Here is a 23,895-nt window from a genome sequence, read left to right as displayed (position 1 = left end):
CCGGCCCGTGTCCCTCCAACAGGTAATTAGCCACGCTCACGATCGGGTGTAGTCGGTCAACTTTTGACCGTGGCCGGCAGGATGGCCTGGTGCCCAGGGCCTCCGCGCTCCTCCTGCCGGTTCTCCTCCTCGCGCTGTTCGCGCTGACGGGGTGCGTCCGGCTGCACGCCGCCATGGCGTTGTCCACCGACGACCGCGTGTCCGGCGAGATCACCGCCGCCACCCCACCGACCAAGGACAACGACCCCGGCCCGCAGTTGAAGGTGCCGAACGAGCTGGCCAGCCGGGTCAGCACCAAGCCGTACAAGGTGGACGACTACGCCGGCACGCAGCTGTCGTTCAACGGGCTGTCGTTCGACGAGGTGCGGGCGCTGTCGGTGGCGACGAGCGCCTCGTCGAGCCGCTACCAGCTGACGTTCCGGCGCTCCGGCGACCTGGTGACGCTGTCGGGGTCGGTCGACTTGACGCAGGTGCCGCCGGAGCGCGCCGACATCCAGGTGAAGATCAGCTTTCCGGGTGAAATCATCGACACGAACGGGCAGGAGGAGGACAACGCGACCATCGCGTGGTCCCCGAAGCCCGGCCAAGCGTCGATGTTGAGCGCCACGGTGCGCTACGCGGGCGCGAACTCGGTGTCGTACCTCGGCTGGACCATGCTGGTGGCCGGGCTGACCGGCGGGGCCGCGCTCATCGTGGTGATCCTCGCGATCGTCGCCCACCGCCGCCACCAAGTCGCCTGAAACACTGATTCGGTTCCGACGCCTGCCCGCCAGATCGACTGAGACCGGTCAAGTCCGTTCCGACGCGCCGGGCCCGTCAGGTCGCCTGAGGCCAAGGTCGGGGGTCGGGATCCGGTCTTCGGTTACGCCCCGACGTCGCCTGGGGCCGTCATCGTTCACACCCCCGCGAGGTCGCGTCGATCGTTCGCGTCCTCATTCTCCGGCGATCACGCTTTTCGATCGTCGGAGAATCAGGGCGCGAACGGTCGACTTCCCGGCGACCTCGCCCGCGACGCCGGAGGCGGCGCAATTCTACAGAGCGCGGGCCGGGACAAGGCCCAGGCGGCCGACGATCTCCCTGGTCGCCTTCGACCGGTTGAAGGTGTAGAAGTGCAGGCACGGCACGCCCTCGGCGATCAGCCGCTCCCCCACCTCGGTCACCAGGTCGATGCCCGCCGCGCGGAAGCCCGCCGGGTCGTCGGCGTACGGGTCGAGGCGGCGCGCCACCGAGTCCGGGACGGACGCGCCCGACAGCTCCACCGTCTTGGCCAGGGTCCGAGGCGTCGTCAGCGGCATGATGCCGGGGATCAGCACGGTGTCGCAGCCGCGCGCGGCGACGCGGTCGCGCAGGCGCAGGAAGTCCTCGGGCTCGAAGAACAGCTGCGCGATGGCGAAGTCGGCGCCGGCGCGCAGCTTGCGCACCAGGTACTCGGTGTCGGAGTCGAGGTCCGTCGACCGGGGGTGGCCGTACGGCGACGCCGCCACGCCGACGCAGAAGTCGCCCAGCTCACGGCACAGCCGGACGAGCTCCTCGGCGTAGGTCAGGCCCTCCGGGTGCGCCACCCACTCGCCGTTCGGGTCGCCAGGGGGGTCGCCGCGCACGGCGAGGATGTTGCGCACGCCGACGGCCGCGTACCAGCCGATGACGTTGCGCAGCTCGGCCACCGAGTGGTCGACCAGCGTGAGGTGGGCCATCGGCAGCAGGGTCGTCTCCTGCGCCACCCGGCTGGTGGTGCGGATCGTCCGGTCGCGCTGCGAGCCGCCCGCGCCGTAGGTGATGGACACGAAAGCCGGGTCGAACGCCTCCAGCTCGCGGATCGCCCGCCAGAGGATGGTCTCCTCGGACTCGTCGCGCGGGGGGAAGAACTCGACGGAGAACACGGGGGATCCCCGGTGCAGGCGTTCGACCACCGACGTCATGCCGCACAGCCTAGAGGTTCGCCCGAGGCGTGGAAGCAGGCTGTCACTGGATGGGACGAGCCCCCCGGTTGGGCACCCCGAAGTCGCAGAGGTGACCATAGACGGGTGCCGCCCCACCCGTTGGACCTCGAACTGCCCAAGCACGTCGACGAAGCGTTGGCCGCTTACCTGGCCGACCGCCGGGCACTGGGTGCGCGCATGGAGGAGAACTTCACGAGCGCGGTCGACGCGCTGGCCGACTTCGTCCTCGGCGGCGGCAAGCGGATCCGGCCCACGTTCGCCTGGTGGGGTTGGCGCGCCGCGGGTGGCGACCCGGAGGGCGAGCTGGCCGACGCCGTGCTCACGGCGGTCAGCTCGCTGGAGCTGATCCAGGCCTGCGCGCTGGTGCACGACGACCTGATGGACGCCTCCGAGACCCGCCGCGGCATGCCGACCGTGCACGTCCGGTTCGCCCGCAGGCACCGCGACGAGGGCTGGCTCGGCGAGCCGGAGCGGTTCGGGCTGGCCGCGTCCGTGCTGATCGGGGACGTGGCGCTGGCCTGGGCGGACGACATGCTGTTCGCCGCCGGCCTGCCGACCGACGCGTTGCAGCGGCTGAGCCTGCCGTGGCGGGACATGCGCACCGAGATGCTGGCCGGCCAGTACCTCGACGTGCTCACGCAGGCGCGCGGCGACAGCTCGCCGGCCGCGGCGCTGCGCATCGACCGGCTCAAGACCGCCGCCTACACCGTGGAACGGCCGCTGCACATGGGCGCGGCGATCGGCGGGGCGTCACCGGAGCTGGTGGACGGCCTGCGCTCGTTCGGCACGGACATCGGCGTGGCGTTCCAGCTGCGCGACGACCTGCTCGGCGTGTTCGGCGACCCGACGGTCACCGGCAAGCCCGCGGGCGACGACCTGCGCGAGGGCAAGCGGACGCTGCTGGTCGCGCTGGGCATGGAGTTCGGCGCGGACGTGCTGCACGAGGCGCTGGGCAAGCCCGACCTGGACGTGGCCACGGTGGACGAGGTGCGCGCGCGGCTGCGCGAGGTCGGCGCGGTGGACGCGGTCGAGGAGCGGATCGCCGAGCTGACCGAGTCGGCTCTGCGGGCGCTCGACCGGGCGCCGATCGCCGAACCGGCGGGTGAGCGGCTGGCGGAGCTGGCGATCAGCGCCACGAAGCGGACCTCCTGACGATGCGCACGGTCACCGGCCGCACGGACCACGTCGTCGTGGTCGGCGCGGGGCTGGCGGGGCTGTCCGCCGCGCTGCACCTGCTCGGCGCCGGTCGCCGGGTCACCGTGGTCGAGCGCGACGCCGTGCCCGGCGGTCGGGCCGGTCGGCTGGACCTGGGCGGCTACCGGTTCGACACCGGGCCGACCGTGCTGACCATGCCGGAGCTGGTGGACGAGGCGCTCGACGCGGTCGGCGACTCGCTCGCCGACCGGCTGGACCTGCGGCCCGTGCACCCCGCCTACCGGGCCCGCTTCGCCGACGGCAGCACGCTGGACGTGCACTCCGACGGCGAGGCGATGGAGGCCGAGGTGCGCCGGTTCGCCGGTCCCCGCGAGGCCGCGGGGTACCGGGCGCTGCGCCGCTGGCTGACCGAGCTGTACCGGGTGGAGCGCGAGCAGTTCATCGGCGCGAACTTCGACTCGCCGCTGTCCCTGCTCACGCCCCAGTTGGCGAGGCTGGCCGCGCTGCGCGGGTTCGGCAGGCTCGGGCCGTCGGTGGCGCGGTTCCTGCACGACGAGCGGTTGCAGCGGGTGTTCTCGTTCCAGTCGCTGTACGCGGGCGTGCCGCCGCGCAAGGCCCTCGCCGCGTACGCCGTCATCGCGTACATGGACACCATCGCGGGCGTGCACTACCCCGAGGGCGGGATGCGGGCGTTGCCGGACGCGTTGGCGGCGGCGGCCCGGGACGCGGGCGCGGACCTGCGGTTCCAGACGCCCGTGGCGTGGCTGGAGCGCATCGGCGGCCGGGTCACCGCGGTGCGCACCACGCACGGCGAGCGCATCCCGTGCGACGCGGTCGTGCTCACGCCGGACCTGCCCATGGCGTACCGCCTGCTCGGCCACCGGCCGCGCCGTCCCGTGCCGATCACGTGGTCGCCGTCGGCGGTCGTGCTGCACGCGGGCGTGGACCGGACGTGGCCGGAGCTGGCGCACCACACGCTGTTCTTCGGCCGCGAGTGGGACCGGACGTTCGACGAGCTGACCCGCCGCGGCACGTTGATGAGCGACCCGTCGTTGCTGGTCACGGCGCCGCCCGGGCAGGGGATGTTCGTGCTGGCGCCCGCGCCGAACCTGCGCGTCGGCCCGGTCGACTGGGACCGCGTCGGCCCGGCCTACCGAGACGAGCTGGTCGGCGTGCTGGAGGCGCGCGGGCTCACCGGGTTCGGTGACGCGATCGAGGTCGAGCACCTGGTCACGCCGGCGGACTGGGCCGCGATGGGCCTGGCCGCGGGCACCCCGTTCTCGGCCGCGCACACGTTCGCGCAGACCGGGCCGTTCCGGCCGCGCAACCTGGTCCTGGACAACGCGGTGCTGGCCGGCTGCGGCACCACGCCGGGCGTGGGCGTGCCGCCGGTGCTGATCTCCGGCAAGCTGGCCGCCCAGCGGATCACGGGGACGACGGGGGCGAGGTCGCGGCGCCCCGCGGCGGCGAGGCGGGCGCAGACCCGGCGCTGAGCGCGCGGGTGACGAGGCCGTCACGTCTGGCGTTGTGCGACGATGTCGGCGCGATGGCCGCGACCACGTCCCTCCCCCGATCGAGCGCCGCACTTGTCGAGCCGGTGCGGTCGTCGGCTACCCGGGCGGCGGACCGGCGGTGACCGACCTGGCCGCGGCGTACGCCCGCTGCCGCGAGCTGAACGCCCGGCACGGCCGCACGTTCTTCCTCGCCACCCGCCTGCTCACGCCCGCGCAGCGGCCCGCCGTGCACGCCCTGTACGGCTTCGCCCGGTGGGCCGACGAGATCGTGGACAGCGGCGACTCGGCCGACCCGGCCGGTGACCTCGCGCTGCTGGACGCCCAGTTGGCCGACGAGCTGGCGGGACGTCGGACCGGCCACCCGGTGCTCGCCGCGCTGGTGGACACCGTGCGCCGCTACTCGATCGACCCCGGGCTGTTCACCGCGTTCCTGACGTCCATGCGGATGGACCTGACCGTCACGTCCTACCCGGACTTCCCGGCGCTGGAGCGCTACGTGCACGGCTCGGCGGCGGTGATCGGGCTGCAGCTGCTGCCGGTGTTCGGGACGGTCGTGCCGCGCGCGGAGGCCGAGCCGTCCGCCGCCGCGCTGGGCCGCGCGTTCCAGCTGACGAACTTCCTGCGCGACGTCGGCGAGGACCTCGACCGGGGCCGGCTGTACCTGCCGCAGGACGTGCTGACGGCGTACGGCGTCGACCGGGAGCTGCTGGTGTGGTGCCGGCGGACCGGGAAGGCCGACCAGCGGGTGCGGCGGGTGACGGGGCACCTGGTCGCGCGCACGCTGGCCGAGTACCGGGAGGCCGAGGCGGGTGTGCCGATGCTGCGGCCCGTGTCGCGGCCGTGCGTGCGGACCGCGCTCACGCTGTACCGGGAGATCCTGGACGAGATCGCGGCGGCCGACTACCAGGTGCTGGACCGGCGGGTGGTGGTGCCGACCCCGCGGCGGCTGGCGGTGGCCGTGCCCGGGTTCGCGCGGGCGCTGGTGGCCAGGGCCACCGGGCGCTAGGCCGGGGGGCACGGCGTCCGGGCGGCTGGGCAGCCGCCCGGACGCGGACGGTCGTCTGGGGGGTGGTGCGGTGCTCGTCAGAAGGCCAAGGCCTGTGCCCGCCGCTTCACCTCACGGCCGCGGTCGCCGCGCAACGCCTCGACGGGCGTGCCGGGCAGGGTCTCGTCCTCGGTGAACAGCCACCGGAGGATCTCCTCCGGGGAGAAGCCGGAGTCCCGCAGCACCGTGATGGTGCCGGGCAGGCCCTTCACCACGCCTCCGGCGGCGAGGAACTGCGCGGGGACGACGAGGACGCCGTTGCGCCGCTCGGCGATCAGCTGACCGTCGCGCAGCAACTGGTGGACTCGGTTGATGGGCAGGTCAAGACGCTCGGCGACCTCGGGGAGGGGCAGGACCTCCAGGTCGGGAGCCAGCACATCCGCAGCGGCAGGAATCGCACTCACGTGCGTCACGATGCCACAACGACGTGAACGACGCCCTGCGCCAACCGGGTGGTGGCGGTACACCCGCGGGTCGGGTTGCGGCTACCCCCTGTTTCACCCGACTTTGACACGGATCCCACAAGCGCGCGTGGGATGCTCCAGCGCACAGCACTCGGTCGGCACCACCCACCGTACGATCCACGGCTGTGGAAAGGTCGGCGACGAACGTGATCGGCGGGCTGCTCGAACAGCGCTACCGGGTAGGCGCCCTGGTCGCGCGGGGCGGCATGTCCACCGTCTACCGAGGTGTGGACACGCGCTTGGAGCGGACCGTGGCCATCAAGGTCATGGATCCCCGGTTCTCCGCCGACCCGCAGTTCGTGGCGAGGTTCGAGCGCGAGGCGCGGTCCGCGGCGAAGTTGCACCACCCCGGCGTGGTGCAGGTGCACGACCAGGGCGTGGACGAGGACCGGGTCTACCTGGTCATGGAGCTGGTCGACGGCGGCACGCTGCGCGACCTGCTCACCGCGCGCGGCAAGCTGGACGTGCCGCTGGCGCTCACCGTCATCGAGAAGATCCTCTCGCCGCTGGCCGCCGCCCACCGCGCGGACCTCGTGCACCGGGACGTGAAGCCGGAGAACGTGCTGATCGGGCCCGGCGGCACGGTGAAGGTCGCCGATTTCGGCCTCGTGCGCGCGGTGTCGACGGCGGGCGTGACCAGCGACACCATGATCCTGGGCACAGTCGCCTACCTGTCACCCGAACAGGTCACCACGGGCACCACGGACGCGCGCAGCGACGTGTACTCGGCGGGCGTGCTGCTGTACGAGATGTTGACCGGCGCGCCGCCGTACGTGGGCGACAACGCCATCTCGGTGGCCTACCGGCACGTGAACGACGAGGTGCCGCCGGTGCCGGACGTGCCCGCCGAGGTGGCGGAGCTGGTGCGCCGGGCGACCCGCAAGGAGCCCTTCCTGCGGCCCGCGGACGCCGAGTCGTTCCTGTCCGAGGTGGAGACCGCGCGGGCGAAGCTCGGCATCGCCGCCGTGGACGTGCCGGTGCCCGTCGCGGCGGCGGTCGCGGACGAGGCCACCGAGCACGTGCCGGCGCCGGTGAGCACGGCCGAGCAGACGTTGCGGGTGGAACCGGTGCGGGTGGGCGTGGGCGCGCCGTTCGCCGAGCCGACCGTGCCGGTGCACCGGCCGAACCCGCTCGTGCCGCCGGCGAGCGGTCCGCAGGGCACCAGGGCGATCTCCCGGGCCGAGCTGCTCGCGCCGCCCGAGCCCAAGCCGGCCGGCCCGACTCCCCCGGCCCGCCCGCGGCCCAAGAGACCGCCGAAGAAGAAGACGCCCGAGCAGCTCTACGAGGAGATGCGGGCGCGCGGCAAGCGGCAGTTCATCACGTGGCTCAGCGTCGTCGTGGTGGCCGCGATCCTGATCGGCGTCACGATCTGGTGGCTGGCCATCGGCCGGGTCGCGACCGTGCCGGACCTGGTCGGCCAGGACGAGACCGTCGCCACCGCGCTGCTGGACGAGGCGTCGCTGAAGAAGACGGTGCGCCGGGAGAACAGCGACACCGTGCCGAGCGGGCAGGTGATCAGCACCGACCCGCCCGCCGGGACGAAGGCCAACCAGGGCGACCTGGTGCGGCTCGTGGTGTCCGCGGGCAAGCCGGTGGTGCCGCAGGTCAACGGGGGCGTCGAGGTCGCCGCGGCCGAGCGGGAGATCACGTCGGTCGGGCTGAAAGCGCAGCTCAACCCCGCCGAGGACGAGTTCAGCGACCGCGTGCCCAAGGGCAAGGTCGTGACGTTGAAGCCGGCGCCGGGCACGCCGGTGCCGATCGGCTCGACGGTGACGATCGTGCTGAGCAAGGGCTCGGAGCCCAAGCCGGTGCCGAGCGTCACGGGCAAGACCAAGGACGAGGCGTTCGCCGAGCTGAGCGCGGCCGGGTTCGAGCCGGTCGAAGGCCCGACGGAGTTCTCCGACAAGGTCGACGGCGGCAAGGTGATCCGCACCGACCCGCCGGCGGGCACGAACCTGCCACCGGGCAACCGGCGGGTGACCGTGGTGGTGTCCGCGGACTCGGTGACCGTGCCCCAGGTCGAGGGCAAGTCGGTCAAGGAAGCGAAGAAGATCCTGGAAGAGGCGGGCCTGAAGGTCGACGTCCAGTTCAACGACCGGGACCGGGCACGCGTGGTCAACCAGTCGGTGCGGGCCGGTGAGCGCGTCCCGAAGGACACGAAGGTCACGATCATCGCTGTGTAGGCTGCGCCGCCTCCGGCGTCGCGACCCCTGAGCGCCCGGTGGCCCCCGACTCGTGGAGTCGGGGGCCACCGGGCGTTTCATGGTCTGCGCTGTCCCGTCGGCGGACTCGACCACCACGCGAGGTCGCGTCGATCGTTCGCGCCTCCTTTTCCGGCGATCACGCTTTTCGATCGTCGGAAAACGAGGCGCGAGCGGTCGACTTCCAGGCGACCGAGCCGCCGTCTGCGGAGCAGCGGCAATTCAACTCCGCAGCATTTCGGCGACCAGGAAGGCCAGCTCCAGCGACTGCTGCGTGTTCAGCCGCGGGTCGCAGGCGGTCTCGTAGCGGCCGGCCAGGTCCAGGTCGGAGATCTCCTGCGCGCCGCCGAGGCACTCGGTGACGTCCTCGCCGGTCAGCTCGATGTGGATGCCGCCGGGGTGGGTGCCCAGGCGCCGGTGCACCTCGAAGAAGCCCTGCACCTCGTCGACGATCCGGTCGAAGTGCCGGGTCTTGTAGCCGGTGGACGCCTCGTGCGTGTTGCCGTGCATCGGGTCGCACTGCCAGATGACCTGGTGGCCGGAGGCGGTGACCTTCTCGACGATCGGGCCGAGCACGTCGCGCACCTTGCCGTTGCCCATGCGGCTGATCAGGGTCAGCCGGCCGGGCTGGTTGTGCGGGTCGAGCCGCTCGACGTACTCGACGGCCATCTCCGGCGTGGTCGTCGGGCCGATCTTCAACCCGATCGGGTTGGACAGCAGCTCGGCGAACGCGATGTGCGCGCCGTCCAGCTGCCTGGTCCGCTCGCCGATCCACAGGAAGTGCGACGACAGGTCGTACAGCCTGGGCTGCTCGCCGTTGGTGTCCAGGCGCAGCAGCGCCCGCTCGTAGTCCAGCAGCAGCGCCTCGTGCGAGGCGAAGATCTCGGTGGTGTGCAGCGACGAGTCGTTCACGCCGCACGCCGACATGAACCGCAGGCCGCGGTCGATCTCGCCGGCCAGCGCCTCGTACCGCTCGCCGGCGGGCGACTGGCGGACGAAGTCCTTGTTCCAGTCGTGCAGCCGGTGCAGGTCGGCCATGCCCGCGGTGGTCATGGCGCGCAGCAGGTTCATCGCCGCGCCCGCGTTGGCGTAGGCGCGGATCATCCGGGACGGGTCCGGCACGCGCGCCTCGGGCGTGGCGACCAGCGAGTTCACGATGTCACCGCGGTAGGACGGCAGGCCGAGCGCGTCGATGCCCGACGAGCGCGGCTTGGCGTACTGGCCCGCGATGCGACCGATCTTCACCACCGGCAGGCTCGCCCCGTAGGTGAGCACGACGGCCATCTGGAGCAGGGTCCGGACGTTCGCGCGGATGTGCGGCTCGGTGTTGTCCGCGAACGTCTCCGCGCAGTCGCCGCCCTGCAGCAGGAACGCCTCGCCGCGGGCGACCTCGGCCAGGTTGTCGCGCAGCCGGTCGATCTCGGCCGGCACGGTGATCGGCGGCACGCTCTCCAGCACGGCGCGCACCCGGCGCACCTGCTCGGCGTCCGGCCACTCCGGTTGCTGGGCGGCGGGGCGGCCCAGGGCGTCGTCGAGCCGGTCGCGCAGCTCGGGCGGGAGGGGCGGAAGCTCGGGAAGCGTGTCCACGGGCACGTCCACGGTCCAGTTCACACGTTAAAGATAGCTGTCCACATCGAGAGACGGACGCGGGTCCGACCTGTGCATTATGTGGACCATGTCGGACACCCGATCGGATGACAACACGGCGGCGAGGCTGCTGGCGACCGCGGTGGAGAACCTCCAGCGGGACTACCCGACGCACTGGTCGCACGTGGTGAGCGGCGACGGCGACCTTGTGCCCCAGCGGGTGCTGCACCCGATCTTCGCCGGTTCGTTCGACTGGAACTCGTGCGTGCATCAGACCTGGTTGGCGGTCCGCCTGCTGCGGTTGCGGCCCGAGGTCGAGGGTGCGGCACAGGCCCGTCGGGTGCTGGACTCGTTGATCACGCTGGAGCACGCGGAGGTCGAGGCGGCGTTCTTCGACGGGCCGAGCGGCGGGTTCTGGGAGCGCCCCTACGGGTGGGCGTGGCTGCTCGTGCTCGACGCCGAACTCCGCACCTGGGGCTCGCCGCTGGCGACGGCGCTGCGGCCGTTGAGCGAGGTGCTGCGTGACCGGTATCTCGCCAAAGTGGCCAACGCGCGGCTGCCCGTGCGGACCGGCACGCACGGCAACACGGCGTTCGCGACCGGGCTCGTGCTGGACGCGGCACGCGCGGTCGGTGACGAGGAGCTGGCCTCGGCGTGCGCGGAGGCGGCGTTGCGGTGGCACCGCGAGGACGTCGGGTACGGCGGGTTCGAGCCGGACGCGGCCGACTTCCTCTCGCCCGCGCTGACCGAGGCGGACCTGATGCGGCGGGTGCTGCCGGCCGACGGGTTCACCGCGTGGTTCGAGGCGTTCCTGCCGCACCTGGAGGACTCGCGCTGGAAGGTGCTGCGCGAGCCCGTGCCCGTGGACGACCCCGGTGACCCGTACGGCTCGCACCTGGTCGGGCTGGCGCTGTCGCGGGCGTGGCAGTGGCGGGCCGTCGCCGACGCGCTGCTGCCGGAGCACCGGTACGCCGACCTGGCCCGCACGGCGGCCGAGGCGCACCGGGAGACCGGCCTGCGGCTGGTGTTCGGGCACGGCTACTACGCCGAGCACTGGCTGGGCACGTTCGCCGCCTACCTGGACGTCGGCGCGTTCACGGATCGCTGAGGGACGCGGCGGCGTCCCGGCACCGGCGCTCTTCCAGCGGTCGGCGCATCGCCGCGAACCGCTCGGCCGCCTCCAGGAACAACGCCGACGCCTGCGTGCGGTGCCCTTGGGCGCGCCGGAGCTCGGCGCGCACCTCCCACAGCGCCGCCGTCCACGGGCCGCCCTGCCAGAGGCCGCTGATCCGCTCCGCCTCGGCCAGGTGCGGCCCGGCCCGGCTCGGGCTGCCCGCGTTCGCGCACGCCGTGGCCGCCGCGATCCGGAAGCCGATCGAGCACGGGTCGCACACGTGCGGCGCCTCGCCGAGCCACCGCTCCGCCTCGCGGATCGCACCGAGCGCGCCGCCGAGGGTGCCCGCGGCGAGCACGCGGACCCCGTGCACCCGGATGACCAGGTGCGACGGTATGCGTGACGAGCGGGCCAGCGGCAGTGCCCGGTCGAGGTCGGCGCGGGCCGCCGCGCGGTCGCCGCGCCGGGCCTCGGCCTCGGCCCGCCGTTCCAGCGCGAGGCACTGGGCGGACACGCAGCCCGCGCGCTCGGCCTCGGCCAGGGACTCGCCCAGCGCGGCCACCGCGTCGTCGAGGCGCCCGGACAGCAGCGCGAACTCGCCCAGCAGCAGGTGCGCCAGCGCCTTGCCTCCCGCGGAACCCGCCCGTGACGCGATGGCGAGCAGGTCGCGGCCGAACGACTCCGCGCCGTCGTGCCCCTCCGGCCCGTACAGGTAGAACTCCTGCAAGCACAGGTGCGCGTCGTAGACCTCGGGACGGGGCGGCTGCCGCACCGCGTCGGCGAACTCCTCCCGGAACAGCCGGTGCCACGTGCCGCGGGCGTGCGCGACGAGGGCCAGCAGGGTCGAGGCCTCGCCCAGCTCGTGCCCGAGGTCGGCGTCCAGCGCCAGCACCCGCGCCTGCCTGGCGAGCCGTTCGGCTTCGGCGAGGTGACGTCTCCCGAACGCCACCAGGCCGTTGGCCAGCGCGACCGCCGCGCGCTGCGCGGGTGACGGCGGCTCGGCGGCGTCCAGGGTGAGCGCCGACTCGTACAGCGCGACGGTCTCCGCGTCCGGCCCGACCCCGATCCGCTCGCGCAGCGTGCGGCGCAGCCGGTCGAACTGGCGCAACGCCTCACCGCGGCGACCGGCGGCCAGGTGGCGGCGCATCACCGCGCGGTGCGCCTGCTCGTCGGTCTCGTCCAGCTCGAGCAGCCGTTCCCAGGCGCCGGCGGCCCTCAGCAGCGCGACGTACCGGCCCTCGACCTTCTCGTGCGGCTCCGCGACCCAGCCCTCGTAGCGGTCGTCGACGAGCAGGCCGCCGTGGTACTCGGCGGCGACGAGCGCGCACCGGCCGGCGTCCCCCGAGGCCAGCGCGGCGTCGGCGGCCCGTTCGAACCGGTCGAGGTCCACGTCCACGACACCACCGGGCCACAACGTCAGCAGCCGTCCCTCGCAGCGGACGGCGTCGGCACGTCCCAGCGCGCGCCGCGCGTAGTACACCGCCTTGCGCAGGTTCGCCCCGGCCGCGTCGGCCGGCAGGTCGGGCCACAGCCGGTCCATCACCTGCTCGCGGTGCAGCCGGTGGTCGGGCGCCACGGCCAGCAGCTTCACCACGTCGGCCGCGCGCCGGTTGCGCCACACGTCACCGGGGACGGGCCTGCCGTCGACGGTGACGGCGAACCTGCCCAGCACGCGCACCTGGCAGGTGGACGGCATGGCGGCACCCTACGTCCGGCCCGGCGGGACCGCCGTGGGAACGGTTTGGGAACGCCGCGACGCCTAGCGTGTCCCGATCCACTCCGAGTCTGGAGGACCCCATGTTGTTCATGGACGTGCACAACCACCTGCCCGAAGGCGCCGGTCCCCAGGACGTGGCCGAGGCGCACGCCGCCGACCTCCGCACCCAGGACCAGTACGGCGTCCGGTACCTCAACTACTGGGTCGACGAGCAGGACGGGAAGGTCTTCTGCCTGGTCGACGCGCCGGACGCGGAGACGGCGCACCGGGTCCACCGCGAGGCGCACGGCTTGGTGGCGGACGAGATCTACCCCGTTGTCCAGGGCTGAGAAACGACGAGAGGTGACGAAGATGTCTGTGTTGGCGTCGAAGAGCTTCACGGAGCCGGAAGAGGTGCGGGAGTTCCCGCACGGTCACGTCGACCTGGTCACCGTCGGTGACACGACGGTCGGCAGAGCCGAGTTCGAGCCGGGTTGGAAGTGGTCGCGGGACGTGAGCCCCATCGCGGGCACCGCCTCGTGCCAGGCCGCCCACACCGGGTACGTCCTGTCCGGTCGGATCCACGTCGTCATGGACGACGGCGCCGAAGGCGAGGCCGGGCCGGGCGACGCGGTCATGGTCGAGCCCGGCCACGACGCGTGGGTCGTCGGCGACGAGCCGTGCGTGATGGTCGACTTCACGGGTCTGCGCGACTACGCGAAGAAGTGAGGGGCGCGGGAAACCGAGAGCGCCCTCGGACGCGGAGTCCGAGGGCGCTCGTCGTCGTCGATCGGCTCAGCCGAAGAAGACCTCGGCCTCGGCGTAGCGGTGCACCGGAACGGTCTTCAGCTCCGCCGTCGCCTCCGCCAGCTTCACCCGGACGATCTCCGTGCCGCGCAGCGCGACCATGACGCCGAAGTCGCCCTCGGCGACCGCGTCCACCGCGTGCAGGCCGAACCGGGTGGCGAGCACGCGGTCGTAGGCGGTGGGGATGCCGCCGCGCTGGACGTGGCCCAGCACGACCGCGCGGGACTCCTTGCCGGTCCGCTCGGCGATCTCCTCGGCCAGCCAGGTGCCGACGCCGCCCAGCCGGACGTGGCCGAACGCGTCCTTCTCACCGGAGTGCAGCACCTCGGCGCCGCCCTCGGGCATCGCGCCCTCGGCGACCACGATGATCGGGGCGAACTGGCGCTCGAAGCGCCGCTCCACCCACTCGACCACCTTGTCGACGCTGAACTGCTTCTCCGGCACCAGGATCACGTTCGCGCCGCCGGCCAGGCCCGAGTGCAGCGCGATCCAGCCCGCGTGGCGGCCCATGACCTCGACCACGAGCGCCCGGTGGTGCGACTCGGCCGTCGTGCGCAGCCGGTCGATCGCCTCGGTGGCGATGTGCACGGCGGTGTCGAAGCCGAACGTGTAGTCGGTCGCGCCCAGGTCGTTGTCGATGGTCTTCGGCACGCCCACGACGCCGATGCCGTCGTCGGTGAGCCGCTTCGCGACGCCGAGGGTGTCCTCGCCGCCGATGGCGATCAGCGCGTCGACCTTGTTCGCCGCGAGGGTCTCGCGGATGCGGTCGACCCCGCCGTCGATCTTGTACGGGTTGGTGCGCGACGAGCCGAGGATGGTGCCGCCCCTGGTGAGGATGTCCTCGACGTCATCGAGCCCGATCGGCTTGGTCAGGTTCTCCACGGGGCCCTGCCACCCGTTGCGGAACCCCAGGACGTCCCAGCCGTGGGCCTCGATGCCCTTGCGGACCACGCCGCGGATGACCGCGTTGAGGCCGGGGCAGTCGCCACCGCCGGTGAGCACACCAATGCGCATTTGCTTAGCCAATCTCTTCTCGTGGCGTTGGTCACCCAAGCCTGACACGTGCTGGATCGGTGCAGCAAGCGAGGGTCCACCTACCGGACCGAGAAACCCTTCCGCAGCCGTTCGGACTCGATCACCTTCCAGCGCGCGAGGTTGTGCCGCGCGTCGGCCAGGGCATCGTGCGCGTCCGCGGGCGCCGGCGGGAGGTGGGGTTTGCCCACGTCCTCCCAGCGTTGGCGCAGGTCGCGGGTGAACCGGGGCAGGCAGCGCGGCAAGGCCGGCATCGGGCCCCAGAGCTGCGCCAGCGCCACGTGGTCGTAGGCGGCGAACCACGCCCACAGCTCGATGTCGTCCCGGTTGGCCTTGGGCCCGCCGAGGAAGTCGAGGAGGTCCGCCCGGATCCGCTCCCGGCTGCGCCACGCCCGGTCGGCGGGCGACGGCAGCTGGTTGAGCACGTTGGCGCGCACCCACGGTCCGGCCTTGGCCGGGTCGAACTCGGTCGACACGGCGTAGAACTCGCGGCCTTCCTCGTCGACCACTCCGATGGAGACGAGGTCGATGGTGACCCCGTCCTCGATGAACTCACAGTCGTAGAAGAACCGCACCCCGCCAGCCTAGGGGTGCCGATCAGCCCGCCTTCGCCTCGGGCAGCCGATCGACCGCTTTCGCGGGCTTCTCGTCGCCCTGCCCCTCCTTGGCCTTGGCCGCGTACACGTCGACGTACTCCTGGCCGGACAGCTCCATCAGGGCGTACATGATCTCGTCGGTGATGGACCGCAGCACGAACCGGTCGCCGGACAGTCCCTCGTAGCGGGAGAAGTCCAGCGGCTTGCCGATCTTGATCCGGATCGGGTACGGCCGCCACATGCGCGAGCCGATGGGGTTGGCCTTGTCGGTGCCGAACATCGCGACCGGGATGACCGGCGCGCCGGACTCCAGCGCGATCCACGCCACGCCGACCTTGCCCTTGTACAGCCGGCCGTCGGGCGACCGCGTGCCCTCGGGGTAGATGCCGAGCAGCTTGCCCTCGCGCACGATCCGCACGCCGGTGTCGAGCGCGCCCTGGGCGGCCGACGCGCTGGAGCGGTCGATCGGCACCTGACCGACGCCGTAGAAGAACCAGCGCTGGAACCGGCCCTTGAGCCCCTTGCCGGTGAAGTACTCGATCTTGGCCGGGAACGTGACCCGGCGTGACAGCTTCAGCGGGAGGAAGAACGAGTCGGAGACCGCGAGGTGGTTGCTCGCCAGGATGGCGCCGCCGTCCTTGGGGATGTTCTCCGCGCCCTCGATGATCCGGGGTCGGAAGAACAGCTTCAGGAGCGGCCCGAGAAAGATGTGTTTCATCAACCAGTAGAGCACCGCTGCCAGCGCCTCCTCGACGTGCTTGATCCCCGGCGCCAGCCTACGGAGCCGGCGCCGAAACACACAACGAACACCCGCGCGGAGGCGGTACGGTCCCAAGTGCCACCGGCTGCCGTAATCCGCGACACAACGGGCTCGTGGGACGATGGACCCTGGCAGAGGATTGGCCTTCACGACCCGGAGGGCTGGAGCACGCCGATGAACTCCCGACGCGACTCGACCGACGGCCCGGAGGACGTCGACGCGACCTTCGCCGAGATCGTGGCGGGTCTCGAACGCGAGGGCGTGGGCCGACAGGCCTACTCCGACGAGGCCGAGCCGGACGAGGACGACGAGGCCGAGCCGGCGCGGTCGGTGCGGCCCGAGGGCCAGCCCGCCGTGGCCACGGCGGACGACGACCCCGACGCGTACCCGGACCCCGACTCGGACGACCCGAACGACCACTACGTGCCGCCGGAGCCGCCTCCGCTGCCCGCGTTGCGGCCGGGCACGATCGCGGCGCTGCTGCTGATCGCGCTGGGCGTGGTCGTCCTGCTCTTCCCGGGCCTGTTCGGCCTGACCGGCGTGATCGGCACCCCGCTGGCGCTGATCGTGATGTGCTCGGGCGCCGGCTGGCTGATCCTGCGCATGCGCAACACCCAACCCCCGGACTCGGGCTGGGACGACGGCGCCGTCCTCTGAACCCCCGCGCGTGTCCGACGTGGAGGTAGGACGCGCGCGAGGGTCAGGTGCCGCTGAGGATGCGGATGGTGAAGCCCTCGGCGTCGCGGCTCATGCTCACGTCGCGGCACGTCCGGTGCGTCAGCCACAGGCCAACGCCCGCCGTCGCGGTCCGGTCGGTCGGCACGAGGCCGGCCAGCGGTGACGCGGGCCCGTCGCCCCGGTCCGTCACGGCCACCAGCACGTGCGTCGGCCCCGCCCACGCCCGCAGCCGCACGGGCGGCCTGCCGTGCGCCTGCGCGTTGGTCACGGCCTCGCTCGCCGCGTACACGATGTCGTCCACCTCGTCGTGGCTCAGCCGGGTGCCGACGCACGCCGTGGTCACCGCACGCCTGGCCTCCGCGGGCGTCGGGTCGGTCAGCTCGACCAGCGGCCGCCCCGCCTCGAACGCCGTCGGCCCGGTCGGCGGCAACGTCCACGACGACCGGTACCGAGGGTTCGGCAGGTGCGAGCCGTCCGTGCCGGCCACGTGCGGGTGGGTGCGCACCACGTCCGCCAGCACGCGCGCCGGGGTGGTCCGCAGGTCGTACGGGCACAGGCCCCACAGCGGGTACTCCGCGAAGACCTCGTTCACCGCCGCCTCGTAGCGCGACCACCAGTCCCACGCCGCGCCGACTCCGGGGTGCGGCACGTCGCCCACCACCCGGATCTGCGCCGCGCCCGCGTACTCGGCGAACAGCTTCCGGTAGCCCATGATCGCCTCGGTCGGCCGGTCGTACTGGTCGCCGCCGGGCAGGAACACGACGCCGGACGGGTCGGCCACCGCGTCCCGGATCAACCGCTCGTTGGCCGGGCGGCACGCCACCAGCACCGGCTCGCACGCACCCACGCCCTCGTCCACGAACGGCACGACGACCGACCGGTAGTCCTCGTCGCTGCCGTAGAACGCGGTCTCGTGGAAGTAGCCGACGTGCCCGCTCGCCGCGCCGGACCTCATCGGCGCACCACGAAGTCGACGGAGGACTCGCGGACGTGGTGGTCGCGCGGTCCCCTGATGACGGCGGTCCGCATTCCGCGATGCTACGCGGAACGCGGGGCTCAGCGGTGCCTGCCGTTGCGGGCCGTGCTCGCCGCCACGTCACGCGCCAGCGTGGCCACGCCGACGATCCCGGCGTCGTCACCGAGCTGCGCGGTCCGGATGCGGGCCAGCGGCCGGTGCCCGGCGCCGGTCACCACGGCCGCGTACCGCTCGCGCGCGTCGTCCAGGAACAGCGGCGCGGACTCCGACACACCGCCGCCGATCACCACGACCTCGGGGTCGTACACGTCCGCGACCAGCGCCAACCCCTCGCCCAGCCACCGGGCCAGGTCCGCCATCGCCCGTTGCGCCAACGGGTCGCCGTCACGCGCCGCGCCCGCCACCCGACGCCCGGTGACGGCCCGCGAGTCGCCCAACGCCTCCCGCGCCAGCACGGTCGACTGGCCGGGGTAGCGGGCCAGCAGCTCGACCGCCGTCGTGCTCAACGCCGTGCCGCTGCAGTACCGCTCCCAGCAGCCGTGCTTGCCGCACGGGCAGGGCCGGCCGTCCGGCACCAGCCGCAGGTGACCCAGTTCGGGGGCCACGCCGTGCGCGCCGCGGAACACCTGCCCGTCGATCAGCAGCGCGCCGCCGATCCCGGTGCCGATCGCGACCAGCGCGGCGATCTTCGCCCCGCGCGCCGCCCCGAACCGGTGCTCGGCCAGCGCCGCGGCGTTCGCGTCGTGCTCCAGCACCACCGGCATGCCGATCCGCCGCGAGATCCGGTCCGCCACCGGCGCCTGCCGCCACGCGAGGTGCGGCGCGAACCGCACGGTCCGCCGGTCCGAGGCCACGAACCCGGCCACGGCCAGGCCGACGCCGGAGATCCGGTGCCGGGCCGCCAGCTCGGCGACGGCCTGCCCGATCGCCTCCTCCAACGCCTCCTCGCCGCTCGGCGTGGCCGCGCGCGCCGTGTCGAGCACCGCGCCGTCGCCGTCGACCACCCCCGCGCGCACGCTCGTCCCGCCGACGTCGACGCCGACAGTCAGCACTGCGCCCCCCGGTCACGCCGCACCACGGGGATGTGCTGGACCCGCGGCTTCTCCGGCCGCACCGGCTCGTCCTCCGACACCGGCGGGGACGGCTCGGCCAACGCCGCCCGCAGCACCGCGATCAGCCCGGCCACGTGCTCGGCCGCCTTGGCGGCCAGCTCGGACCGGTCGCCGCGGGCCAGCGCCACCGCGTTGCACAACGGGCACCAGCCGCACGTTCTCGTGTCGTGCTCGCCCTCGGCGGCGGCCACCCGGTGCAGCCACGGCTGCGCCCGCTCGGCAGCGGCGTCGAGCAGCAGGCGCAGCTCTTCGGCGAGCTTCGAGTCCACGTGCCTCACCGCATCCACAGATCGGGGTCGGGTGCGAACCGCACCGCCAACCCGGCCTCGTCCAGCTCCGCGCCGGTCACCAGGCAGCGCTTGAGCAGCGACGGCAGCGCGACCAGCCGCCGCCTGCCGTCCACCGTCACGGCCAGGTCGTCGCCCACCCGCGCCAGGTCGAGCGACGAGTCGCCGACCGGCAGCGCGACGCGCAACGTGTACTCCAGCTCGCCGGTCCGCTCCACGGTGAGCAACTGCCGGTCGTCGTGGGCGCCGTCCAGCGGGTCGCGCCCCTGGTAGAGGCCCTCGGCGACGTCCAGCAACGCGGCCGTGCCGACCGGTTCGGCCGCCCGGTGCTCCACCGTGCGCACCGACCCGAGGTCGGCCAGCCCGGCGAGCACGGCGTCCTGCTCGGCGCGACGGGTGCGCAGCCACTCGGCGGCCGGACCGCCCTCGGCGCCGGGGTCCGGCACGACCCGGTTGGCCACCACGCCGTCGACCCGGATGCCCTGCAGCGCGAGCGCCGTCACGGTGCGCCTGGTCTCCGCCGCGACCACCCGTTCGGGGGTCAGCACCAGCCGGACGCTGGTCGTCGGCGAGGTCAGCAGGCCGCGCAGCTGCTCCAGGTTCTCCGCCAGCCTGCCGAGCGCGTCGGCGGTGGCGTCCCACTTCTCCACCGCGTCGCTGCCCGCGACACCGGCCAGCAGCCCGCGCACCACCCGGCGGTGGGTCGGGAACAGCCGTTCCAGGTAGGAGGCGAACGCCTCGGGCAGCGCCAGCAGGCGCAGCGTCTCGGCGGTCGGACCGCAGTCGACGACCACCACGTCCCACGGCCCGGTCGCGGCCAGCCGCCGCACCTCCGAGAGCGCGAGCAGCTCCTCGACGCCGGGCAGGACGGTCAGCTCCTCGGCGTCCAGCTCGTCCACGCCCGCGCCCGCGAGCACGGTCCGCAGGTGTCCGCGCAGGTCGCGCCACGCGTCGTCGACCAACGCGCGCGGGTCGAGCTGGGCCGCGTGCAGCGACGCGAAGGACCGGCCGCCGTCGACCTCGGCGACGTCCCCGGACAGCGGCACGCCGAACGCGTCGCCCAGCGAGTGGGCCGGATCGGTGGACACGACCAGCGCCTTGCGGCCACCGGCGGCGAGCGCGGTGGCGGTGGCGGCGGCCAAGGTCGTCTTGCCGACCCCGCCCTTGCCGGTGAAGAGCAGCAGGCGGGCGCTCATCCCGCCTCGTCCACCCGGTTTTCCACCCGGCGCTTGAGCTCCTTGAGCGCGGTGTCCATGATCATCTTCTCGGCCTTGCGCCGGAACAGGCCGATCATGGGCACGACCAGCTGCACCGACAGGGTGTAGGTGACCTCGGTCGAGCCGCCCTTGGGCGCCAGCGCGTAGCTGCCCTCCTGCGACTTCTGCATCTGACCCTTGACCAGGTGCCACGAGATGCGGCTCGGCGACCACTCGTCGTAGGCGAGCACGTACTCGTCCTTGATCGGGCCCTGGTCGATGTTGAACTTGACCTGCGCCGCGCGACCGTCCGCCCCGGTCTCCAGCACCTCGGCGCGCTTCACCCCGTTGGCCCACTCCGGGTAGGCGTCGAAGTCGGCGATGACCGCCGCGATCTCCTCGGGCGTCGCGTCGATGACGATGGACTGGGTGGACTCGTCGGCCATGTCGGGGAGGCTACCCGGTGGTTCGGCTCACCAACGCAGGACGTGGGGCGTGCCGGTGCGCTGGAAGTGGCCGACGTTGACGCACTCGGTCCAGCCGACCCGGACCCGGCGGGACAGGGGCTGGTGCACGTGCCCGAACACCGACCACCGCGGCCGGTCGCGCTCGATCACCTTCAGCAACGACGTCGAGCCGAGCTCGGGCCGGCGGGCCACCACGTCGTAGGTCAGCTCGGCCACGGCGGGCGGCACGTGCGTGCACAGCACGTCGACCTCGCCCAGCCCGGCGAGGCACGCGCCGAACTCCTCCTCGGTGCGCAGGTAGGGCCGCCACGGACCGCGCCTGCTCGGCACGAAACCGGGGTGCAGCAGCGCGCCGCCCGCGAAGCCGAACCGCAGCCCGCCGATCTCGGCCACCTGCCCGTCCAGCACGTGCACGCCGTCGTGGGCGAACAGCGGCCACAGCTCGGGGCTGTCGACGTTGCCCGGCGTGGCGTAGGTAGGCGCGCTCATCACCGCGAACAGCGCGGCGTACTGCTCCATGACCGCCTCTTGGACGACGTCCGCCGCGTTGTCCAGGCTCTCCCACAGCGACCGCATGTAGCGGACCGTCTCCGCGCCGAACCGGCCGCGCCGCAGCCGGGCGAACACCTCGACCTTCTCCGCGCCGAACACCCGACCCAGGATGCCCTTGCCGTGGTCGTAGTAGTCGACGAAGTCGACCAGGTCGCCGAGGACGACCAGCGCGTCGGCCCCCTCGCCGGCGCGCGCGAGCGCCTCCGCGTTGCCGTGGACATCCGAGACGACGTGAACCCGCACAAGACCCGAATCTACGGCAGCACGGGCGGCTCACCAGGCGGCCGACCGGCTTCCAAGATCATTTTGAGGCCGAGTGACACCTCTTTGGCGGCCAACTGGCGGCGCCGCACCTCGCGGCGTATCCGCTGGTCGGACGCCTCGCCCGGCAAGTCGGCACGCAGGAAGTAGTGCAGCAGGGTGCCGTCCAGGACCGGCTCCAGCCACACCTCCATCGTTCCGACCAACGCGCCCGCGACCGTCCAGCGCAACCCCTGAGTGCCCCGATCGGCGTACACGTCCAGCGTCAGGTCCGGCCAGAACTCCGCCCACGCGGCGGGCGGCGCGAAAGCGGCGGCGACCACCGGCGGAGGCACTGCGAGGAACGTCTCGTCAACGACGTCGACACTGGGCACGGGTGGGAAGAGTGCCACGACACGGTCACGGAACGACCCGCCGGCCTGGTGTATCGCCGGAATCACAGGCTAAGTTTCCCCACCGGTAACAAACAACGTCCGGAGGTCGACGTGCGCGAGTTCAGCGTCCCCGCCACCGCCACTGTGGCTGCCGAGGAGAACCTCACCGACATGGTGTGGGCGAACGCGGAGCGCTTCGGCAACGCCGTCAGCTTCCGCCGCCGCGTGGACGGCACGTGGGTGGACGTCACCGCCCGCGACTTCGCCGCCCAGGTCCTCGCGGTCGCCAAGGGGTTGGTCGCGGCGGGCTTGCAGCCAGGCGAGCGGGTGGGCCTGATGTCCAAGACCCGCTACGAGTGGACCCTCCTCGACTTCGCCATCTGGCACGCGGGCGGTGTCGTGGTCCCGATCTACGAGACCTCCTCGGCCGAGCAGGTCGAGTGGATCCTGTCCGACTCCTCGGCCAAGGCCGTGTTCGTGGAGACCTCCGAGCACCGCGCCACAGTGGACTCGGTGGTGGCCGGCCTGCCCGAGGTGCGGCACGTGTGGCAGGTCGACGGGCCGTCCGGCGACGCGGCGGGCGCGATCGACGAGCTGACCGCGCTGGGCGCCTCGGTGTCCGACGACGACGCGCGGGCCCGGCGCAAGGTGGTCGGCGCGGACGACACCGCGACCATCGTCTACACCTCGGGCACCACCGGCCGCCCCAAGGGCTGCGAGCTGACCCACCGCAACCTGCTGGCCGAGGTGCGGGCCGGGATCACCGCGTTCCCGCAGCTCATGCAGGCCGGCAACTCGCTGCTGGTGTTCCTGCCGCTGGCGCACATCCTGGCCCGCGCGCTGGCCCTGTGCGGCGTGTACACGCGGGTGACCATGGGCCACACGTCGGACGTGAAGGCCCTGGTGCAGGACCTCCAGTCGTTCCGGCCCACGTTCGTGGTGGCCGTGCCGCGCGTGTTCGAGAAGGTCTACAACGGCGCGAAGCAGAAGGCGCACGCGGCGGGCAAGGGCAAGATCTTCGACGCCGCCGAGGCGACCGCGGTGGCCTACAGCGAGGCGCTCGACAAGAGCGGCCCCGGCCTCGGGCTCAAGATCAAGCACGCGTTGTTCGCGAAGCTCGTCTACAGCAAGCTCCTCGCGGCGCTCGGCGGCCGGTGCACCAACGCGGTGTCGGGCGGCGCGCCGCTGGGCGAGCGGCTGGCGCACTTCTTCCGCGGCATCGGCGTGCCGGTGTTCGAGGGTTACGGCCTGACCGAGACCAGCGCCGCGTCGAACCTGAACACCGCGTCGGCGTTCCGGGTCGGCACGGTGGGCCGGCCGGTCAGCGGCACGTCGATCCGCATCGGCGAGGACGGCGAGGTCCTGATCAAGGGCGGCGTCGTGTTCCGCGGCTACTGGAACAACCCGGAGGCGACGGCGGAGGCGCTGGAGGACGGCTGGTTCCACACCGGTGACATCGGCGAGCTGGACGACGACGGCTTCCTGAAGATCACCGGGCGCAAGAAGGAGATCATCGTCACCGCCGGCGGCAAGAACGTCTCGCCCGCCGTGCTGGAGGACCGCCTGCGCGCCCACCCGTTGATCAGCCAGTGCATGGTGGTCGGTGACGCGCAGCCGTTCATCGGCGCGCTGATCACGATCGACCCGGAGTTCTTCCCGGCGTGGAAGGAGCAGAACGGCAAGCCGGGGTCGGCGACCGTGGCCGACCTGATCGACGACGAGACGCTGCGCGGCGAGATCCAGGCCGCGGTGGACGAGGCCAACCAGGCGGTGTCCAAGGCGGAGGCGATCAAGAAGTTCCGCATCCTGCCGGTGGACTTCACCGAGGCCGGCGGCGAGATGACCCCGAGCCTGAAGCTCCGCCGCTCGGTGGTCGCCTCGACCTACAAGCAGGACATCGAAGCCATCTACAGTGCCTGATTGCCGCTGCTCCGCAGACGGCGGCGAGGACGCCTGGAAGTCGGCCGCTCGCGCCTGATTTTCCGGCGATCGAAAAGCGTGATCGCCGGAAAATGAGTCGCGAACGACCGACGCGACCTCGCGGGGTGGTCGCGGCCATCCAACACAGACGAGTGGGCGGG

Annotated in this window: 24 protein-coding genes; 10 read left to right on the top strand and 14 right to left on the bottom strand. The window is 72.8% G+C overall.

Annotation, left to right across the window (positions count from 1 at the left end; translation table 11 throughout):
- The first annotated feature begins 89 nt into the window (after window positions 1-89).
- Complete coding sequence (locus AB0I91_RS26060) at window positions 90-740, top strand: DUF3153 domain-containing protein (RefSeq protein WP_499639272.1); 651 nt, start codon at window positions 90-92, stop codon at window positions 738-740.
- A 291-nt stretch (window positions 741-1,031) separates the two neighbouring features.
- Here AB0I91_RS26060 and AB0I91_RS26055 read toward each other — a convergent pair whose 3' ends face one another.
- Entirely contained in the window at window positions 1,032-1,919 is an 888-nt protein-coding gene (locus AB0I91_RS26055) for a methylenetetrahydrofolate reductase (protein ID WP_498773705.1), read from the bottom strand.
- Window positions 1,920-2,024: 105 nt separating this feature from the next.
- Here AB0I91_RS26055 and AB0I91_RS26050 point away from each other — a divergent pair, with 105 nt between their 5' ends.
- From AB0I91_RS26050 to AB0I91_RS26040, 3 genes are all read left to right on the top strand, one after another.
- Window positions 2,025-3,092 (top strand): polyprenyl synthetase family protein, encoded by a 1,068-nt coding sequence (locus AB0I91_RS26050; protein ID WP_498773703.1) that lies wholly within the window; start codon window positions 2,025-2,027, stop codon window positions 3,090-3,092.
- A 2-nt stretch (window positions 3,093-3,094) separates the two neighbouring features.
- Complete coding sequence (gene crtI, locus AB0I91_RS26045; RefSeq protein ID WP_499615442.1) at window positions 3,095-4,588, top strand: phytoene desaturase family protein; 1,494 nt, start codon at window positions 3,095-3,097, stop codon at window positions 4,586-4,588.
- Between the two features lie 139 nt (window positions 4,589-4,727).
- On the top strand, window positions 4,728-5,615 hold the full coding sequence (locus AB0I91_RS26040) for a phytoene/squalene synthase family protein (RefSeq protein ID WP_499639270.1): 888 nt from the start codon (window positions 4,728-4,730) through the stop codon (window positions 5,613-5,615).
- Between the two features lie 77 nt (window positions 5,616-5,692).
- Here AB0I91_RS26040 and AB0I91_RS26035 read toward each other — a convergent pair whose 3' ends face one another.
- On the bottom strand, window positions 5,693-6,058 hold the full coding sequence (locus tag AB0I91_RS26035; RefSeq protein WP_498773697.1) for an Rv2175c family DNA-binding protein: 366 nt from the start codon (window positions 6,056-6,058) through the stop codon (window positions 5,693-5,695).
- Window positions 6,059-6,243: 185 nt separating this feature from the next.
- Between AB0I91_RS26035 and AB0I91_RS26030 the strand changes: the two genes are divergently transcribed.
- Window positions 6,244-8,301 (top strand): Stk1 family PASTA domain-containing Ser/Thr kinase, encoded by a 2,058-nt coding sequence (locus AB0I91_RS26030; RefSeq protein WP_498773695.1) that lies wholly within the window; start codon window positions 6,244-6,246, stop codon window positions 8,299-8,301.
- Between the two features lie 240 nt (window positions 8,302-8,541).
- Here AB0I91_RS26030 and AB0I91_RS26025 read toward each other — a convergent pair whose 3' ends face one another.
- On the bottom strand, window positions 8,542-9,930 hold the full coding sequence (locus tag AB0I91_RS26025; protein WP_498773693.1) for a class II 3-deoxy-7-phosphoheptulonate synthase: 1,389 nt from the start codon (window positions 9,928-9,930) through the stop codon (window positions 8,542-8,544).
- Window positions 9,931-9,994: 64 nt separating this feature from the next.
- Here AB0I91_RS26025 and AB0I91_RS26020 point away from each other — a divergent pair, with 64 nt between their 5' ends.
- The gene (locus AB0I91_RS26020; protein WP_499639268.1) at window positions 9,995-11,014 is read left to right on the top strand and encodes a DUF2891 domain-containing protein; all 1,020 of its coding nucleotides are present in this window, start codon (window positions 9,995-9,997) and stop codon (window positions 11,012-11,014) included.
- Here AB0I91_RS26020 and AB0I91_RS26015 read toward each other — a convergent pair.
- The gene (locus AB0I91_RS26015; RefSeq protein ID WP_499616594.1) at window positions 11,001-12,716 is read right to left on the bottom strand and encodes an AfsR/SARP family transcriptional regulator; all 1,716 of its coding nucleotides are present in this window, start codon (window positions 12,714-12,716) and stop codon (window positions 11,001-11,003) included. The genes AB0I91_RS26020 and AB0I91_RS26015 overlap by 14 nt on opposite strands.
- Before the next feature lie 101 nt (window positions 12,717-12,817).
- Between AB0I91_RS26015 and AB0I91_RS26010 the strand changes: the two genes are divergently transcribed.
- Complete coding sequence (locus tag AB0I91_RS26010; protein WP_498773687.1) at window positions 12,818-13,066, top strand: DUF4242 domain-containing protein; 249 nt, start codon at window positions 12,818-12,820, stop codon at window positions 13,064-13,066.
- A gap of 22 nt (window positions 13,067-13,088) precedes the next feature.
- Window positions 13,089-13,445 (top strand): cupin domain-containing protein, encoded by a 357-nt coding sequence (locus AB0I91_RS26005; protein WP_498773685.1) that lies wholly within the window; start codon window positions 13,089-13,091, stop codon window positions 13,443-13,445.
- 66 nt (window positions 13,446-13,511) lie between these two features.
- Here the strand turns inward: AB0I91_RS26005 and AB0I91_RS26000 are convergent, their stop codons facing one another.
- The 3 genes from AB0I91_RS26000 to AB0I91_RS25990 all read right to left on the bottom strand — a co-directional run bounded on the left by AB0I91_RS26000 (window position 13,512) and on the right by AB0I91_RS25990 (window position 15,884).
- Window positions 13,512-14,537, bottom strand: coding sequence for a 6-phosphofructokinase (locus AB0I91_RS26000; RefSeq protein WP_498773683.1), 1,026 nt, complete (start codon window positions 14,535-14,537; stop codon window positions 13,512-13,514).
- Between the two features lie 80 nt (window positions 14,538-14,617).
- Window positions 14,618-15,130 carry a polyadenylate-specific 3'-exoribonuclease AS gene (locus AB0I91_RS25995; protein WP_498773681.1) on the bottom strand — a complete coding sequence of 171 codons (513 nt, stop codon included), beginning with the start codon at window positions 15,128-15,130 and terminating at the stop codon, window positions 14,618-14,620.
- Between the two features lie 22 nt (window positions 15,131-15,152).
- Complete coding sequence (locus AB0I91_RS25990; protein WP_498773679.1) at window positions 15,153-15,884, bottom strand: lysophospholipid acyltransferase family protein; 732 nt, start codon at window positions 15,882-15,884, stop codon at window positions 15,153-15,155.
- A gap of 201 nt (window positions 15,885-16,085) precedes the next feature.
- Between AB0I91_RS25990 and AB0I91_RS25985 the strand changes: the two genes are divergently transcribed.
- Complete coding sequence (locus AB0I91_RS25985; RefSeq protein ID WP_498773677.1) at window positions 16,086-16,568, top strand: hypothetical protein; 483 nt, start codon at window positions 16,086-16,088, stop codon at window positions 16,566-16,568.
- Window positions 16,569-16,611: 43 nt separating this feature from the next.
- Here the strand turns inward: AB0I91_RS25985 and AB0I91_RS25980 are convergent, their stop codons facing one another.
- From AB0I91_RS25980 to AB0I91_RS25950, 7 genes are all read right to left on the bottom strand, one after another.
- The gene (locus AB0I91_RS25980) at window positions 16,612-17,544 is read right to left on the bottom strand and encodes an anti-sigma factor RsbA family regulatory protein (RefSeq protein WP_499639266.1); all 933 of its coding nucleotides are present in this window, start codon (window positions 17,542-17,544) and stop codon (window positions 16,612-16,614) included.
- A 101-nt stretch (window positions 17,545-17,645) separates the two neighbouring features.
- Entirely contained in the window at window positions 17,646-18,617 is a 972-nt protein-coding gene (locus AB0I91_RS25975) for an ROK family protein (RefSeq protein WP_498773673.1), read from the bottom strand.
- Window positions 18,611-18,946 carry a hypothetical protein gene (locus tag AB0I91_RS25970; protein ID WP_498773671.1) on the bottom strand — a complete coding sequence of 112 codons (336 nt, stop codon included), beginning with the start codon at window positions 18,944-18,946 and terminating at the stop codon, window positions 18,611-18,613. Before AB0I91_RS25970 ends, AB0I91_RS25975 begins: the two co-directional genes overlap by 7 nt.
- A gap of 5 nt (window positions 18,947-18,951) precedes the next feature.
- Window positions 18,952-20,160 (bottom strand): ArsA family ATPase, encoded by a 1,209-nt coding sequence (locus tag AB0I91_RS25965; RefSeq protein WP_499639264.1) that lies wholly within the window; start codon window positions 20,158-20,160, stop codon window positions 18,952-18,954.
- Window positions 20,157-20,606, bottom strand: a complete 450-nt coding sequence (locus tag AB0I91_RS25960; protein WP_498773667.1) for an SRPBCC family protein — start codon at window positions 20,604-20,606, stop codon at window positions 20,157-20,159. The genes AB0I91_RS25965 and AB0I91_RS25960 overlap by 4 nt, the downstream gene beginning before the upstream one ends.
- Before the next feature lie 27 nt (window positions 20,607-20,633).
- Window positions 20,634-21,422 (bottom strand): metallophosphoesterase family protein, encoded by a 789-nt coding sequence (locus tag AB0I91_RS25955; RefSeq protein WP_498773665.1) that lies wholly within the window; start codon window positions 21,420-21,422, stop codon window positions 20,634-20,636.
- An 11-nt stretch (window positions 21,423-21,433) separates the two neighbouring features.
- A complete protein-coding gene (locus tag AB0I91_RS25950; RefSeq protein WP_498773663.1) occupies window positions 21,434-21,814 on the bottom strand; it encodes a polyketide cyclase / dehydrase and lipid transport in 381 nt (126 codons plus the stop codon).
- 111 nt (window positions 21,815-21,925) lie between these two features.
- Between AB0I91_RS25950 and AB0I91_RS25945 the strand changes: the two genes are divergently transcribed.
- Entirely contained in the window at window positions 21,926-23,734 is a 1,809-nt protein-coding gene (locus tag AB0I91_RS25945; protein WP_499639262.1) for an AMP-dependent synthetase/ligase, read from the top strand.
- The last annotated feature ends 161 nt before the right edge of the window (window positions 23,735-23,895 follow it).

It is taken from the genome of Actinosynnema sp. NPDC049800 (genome assembly GCF_040656635.1).
Taxonomy (GTDB): domain Bacteria; phylum Actinomycetota; class Actinomycetes; order Mycobacteriales; family Pseudonocardiaceae; genus Actinosynnema.
The sequence above is the reverse complement of the archived record's forward strand: the minus strand, read 5'-3'. Positions and strand labels throughout refer to the sequence as shown.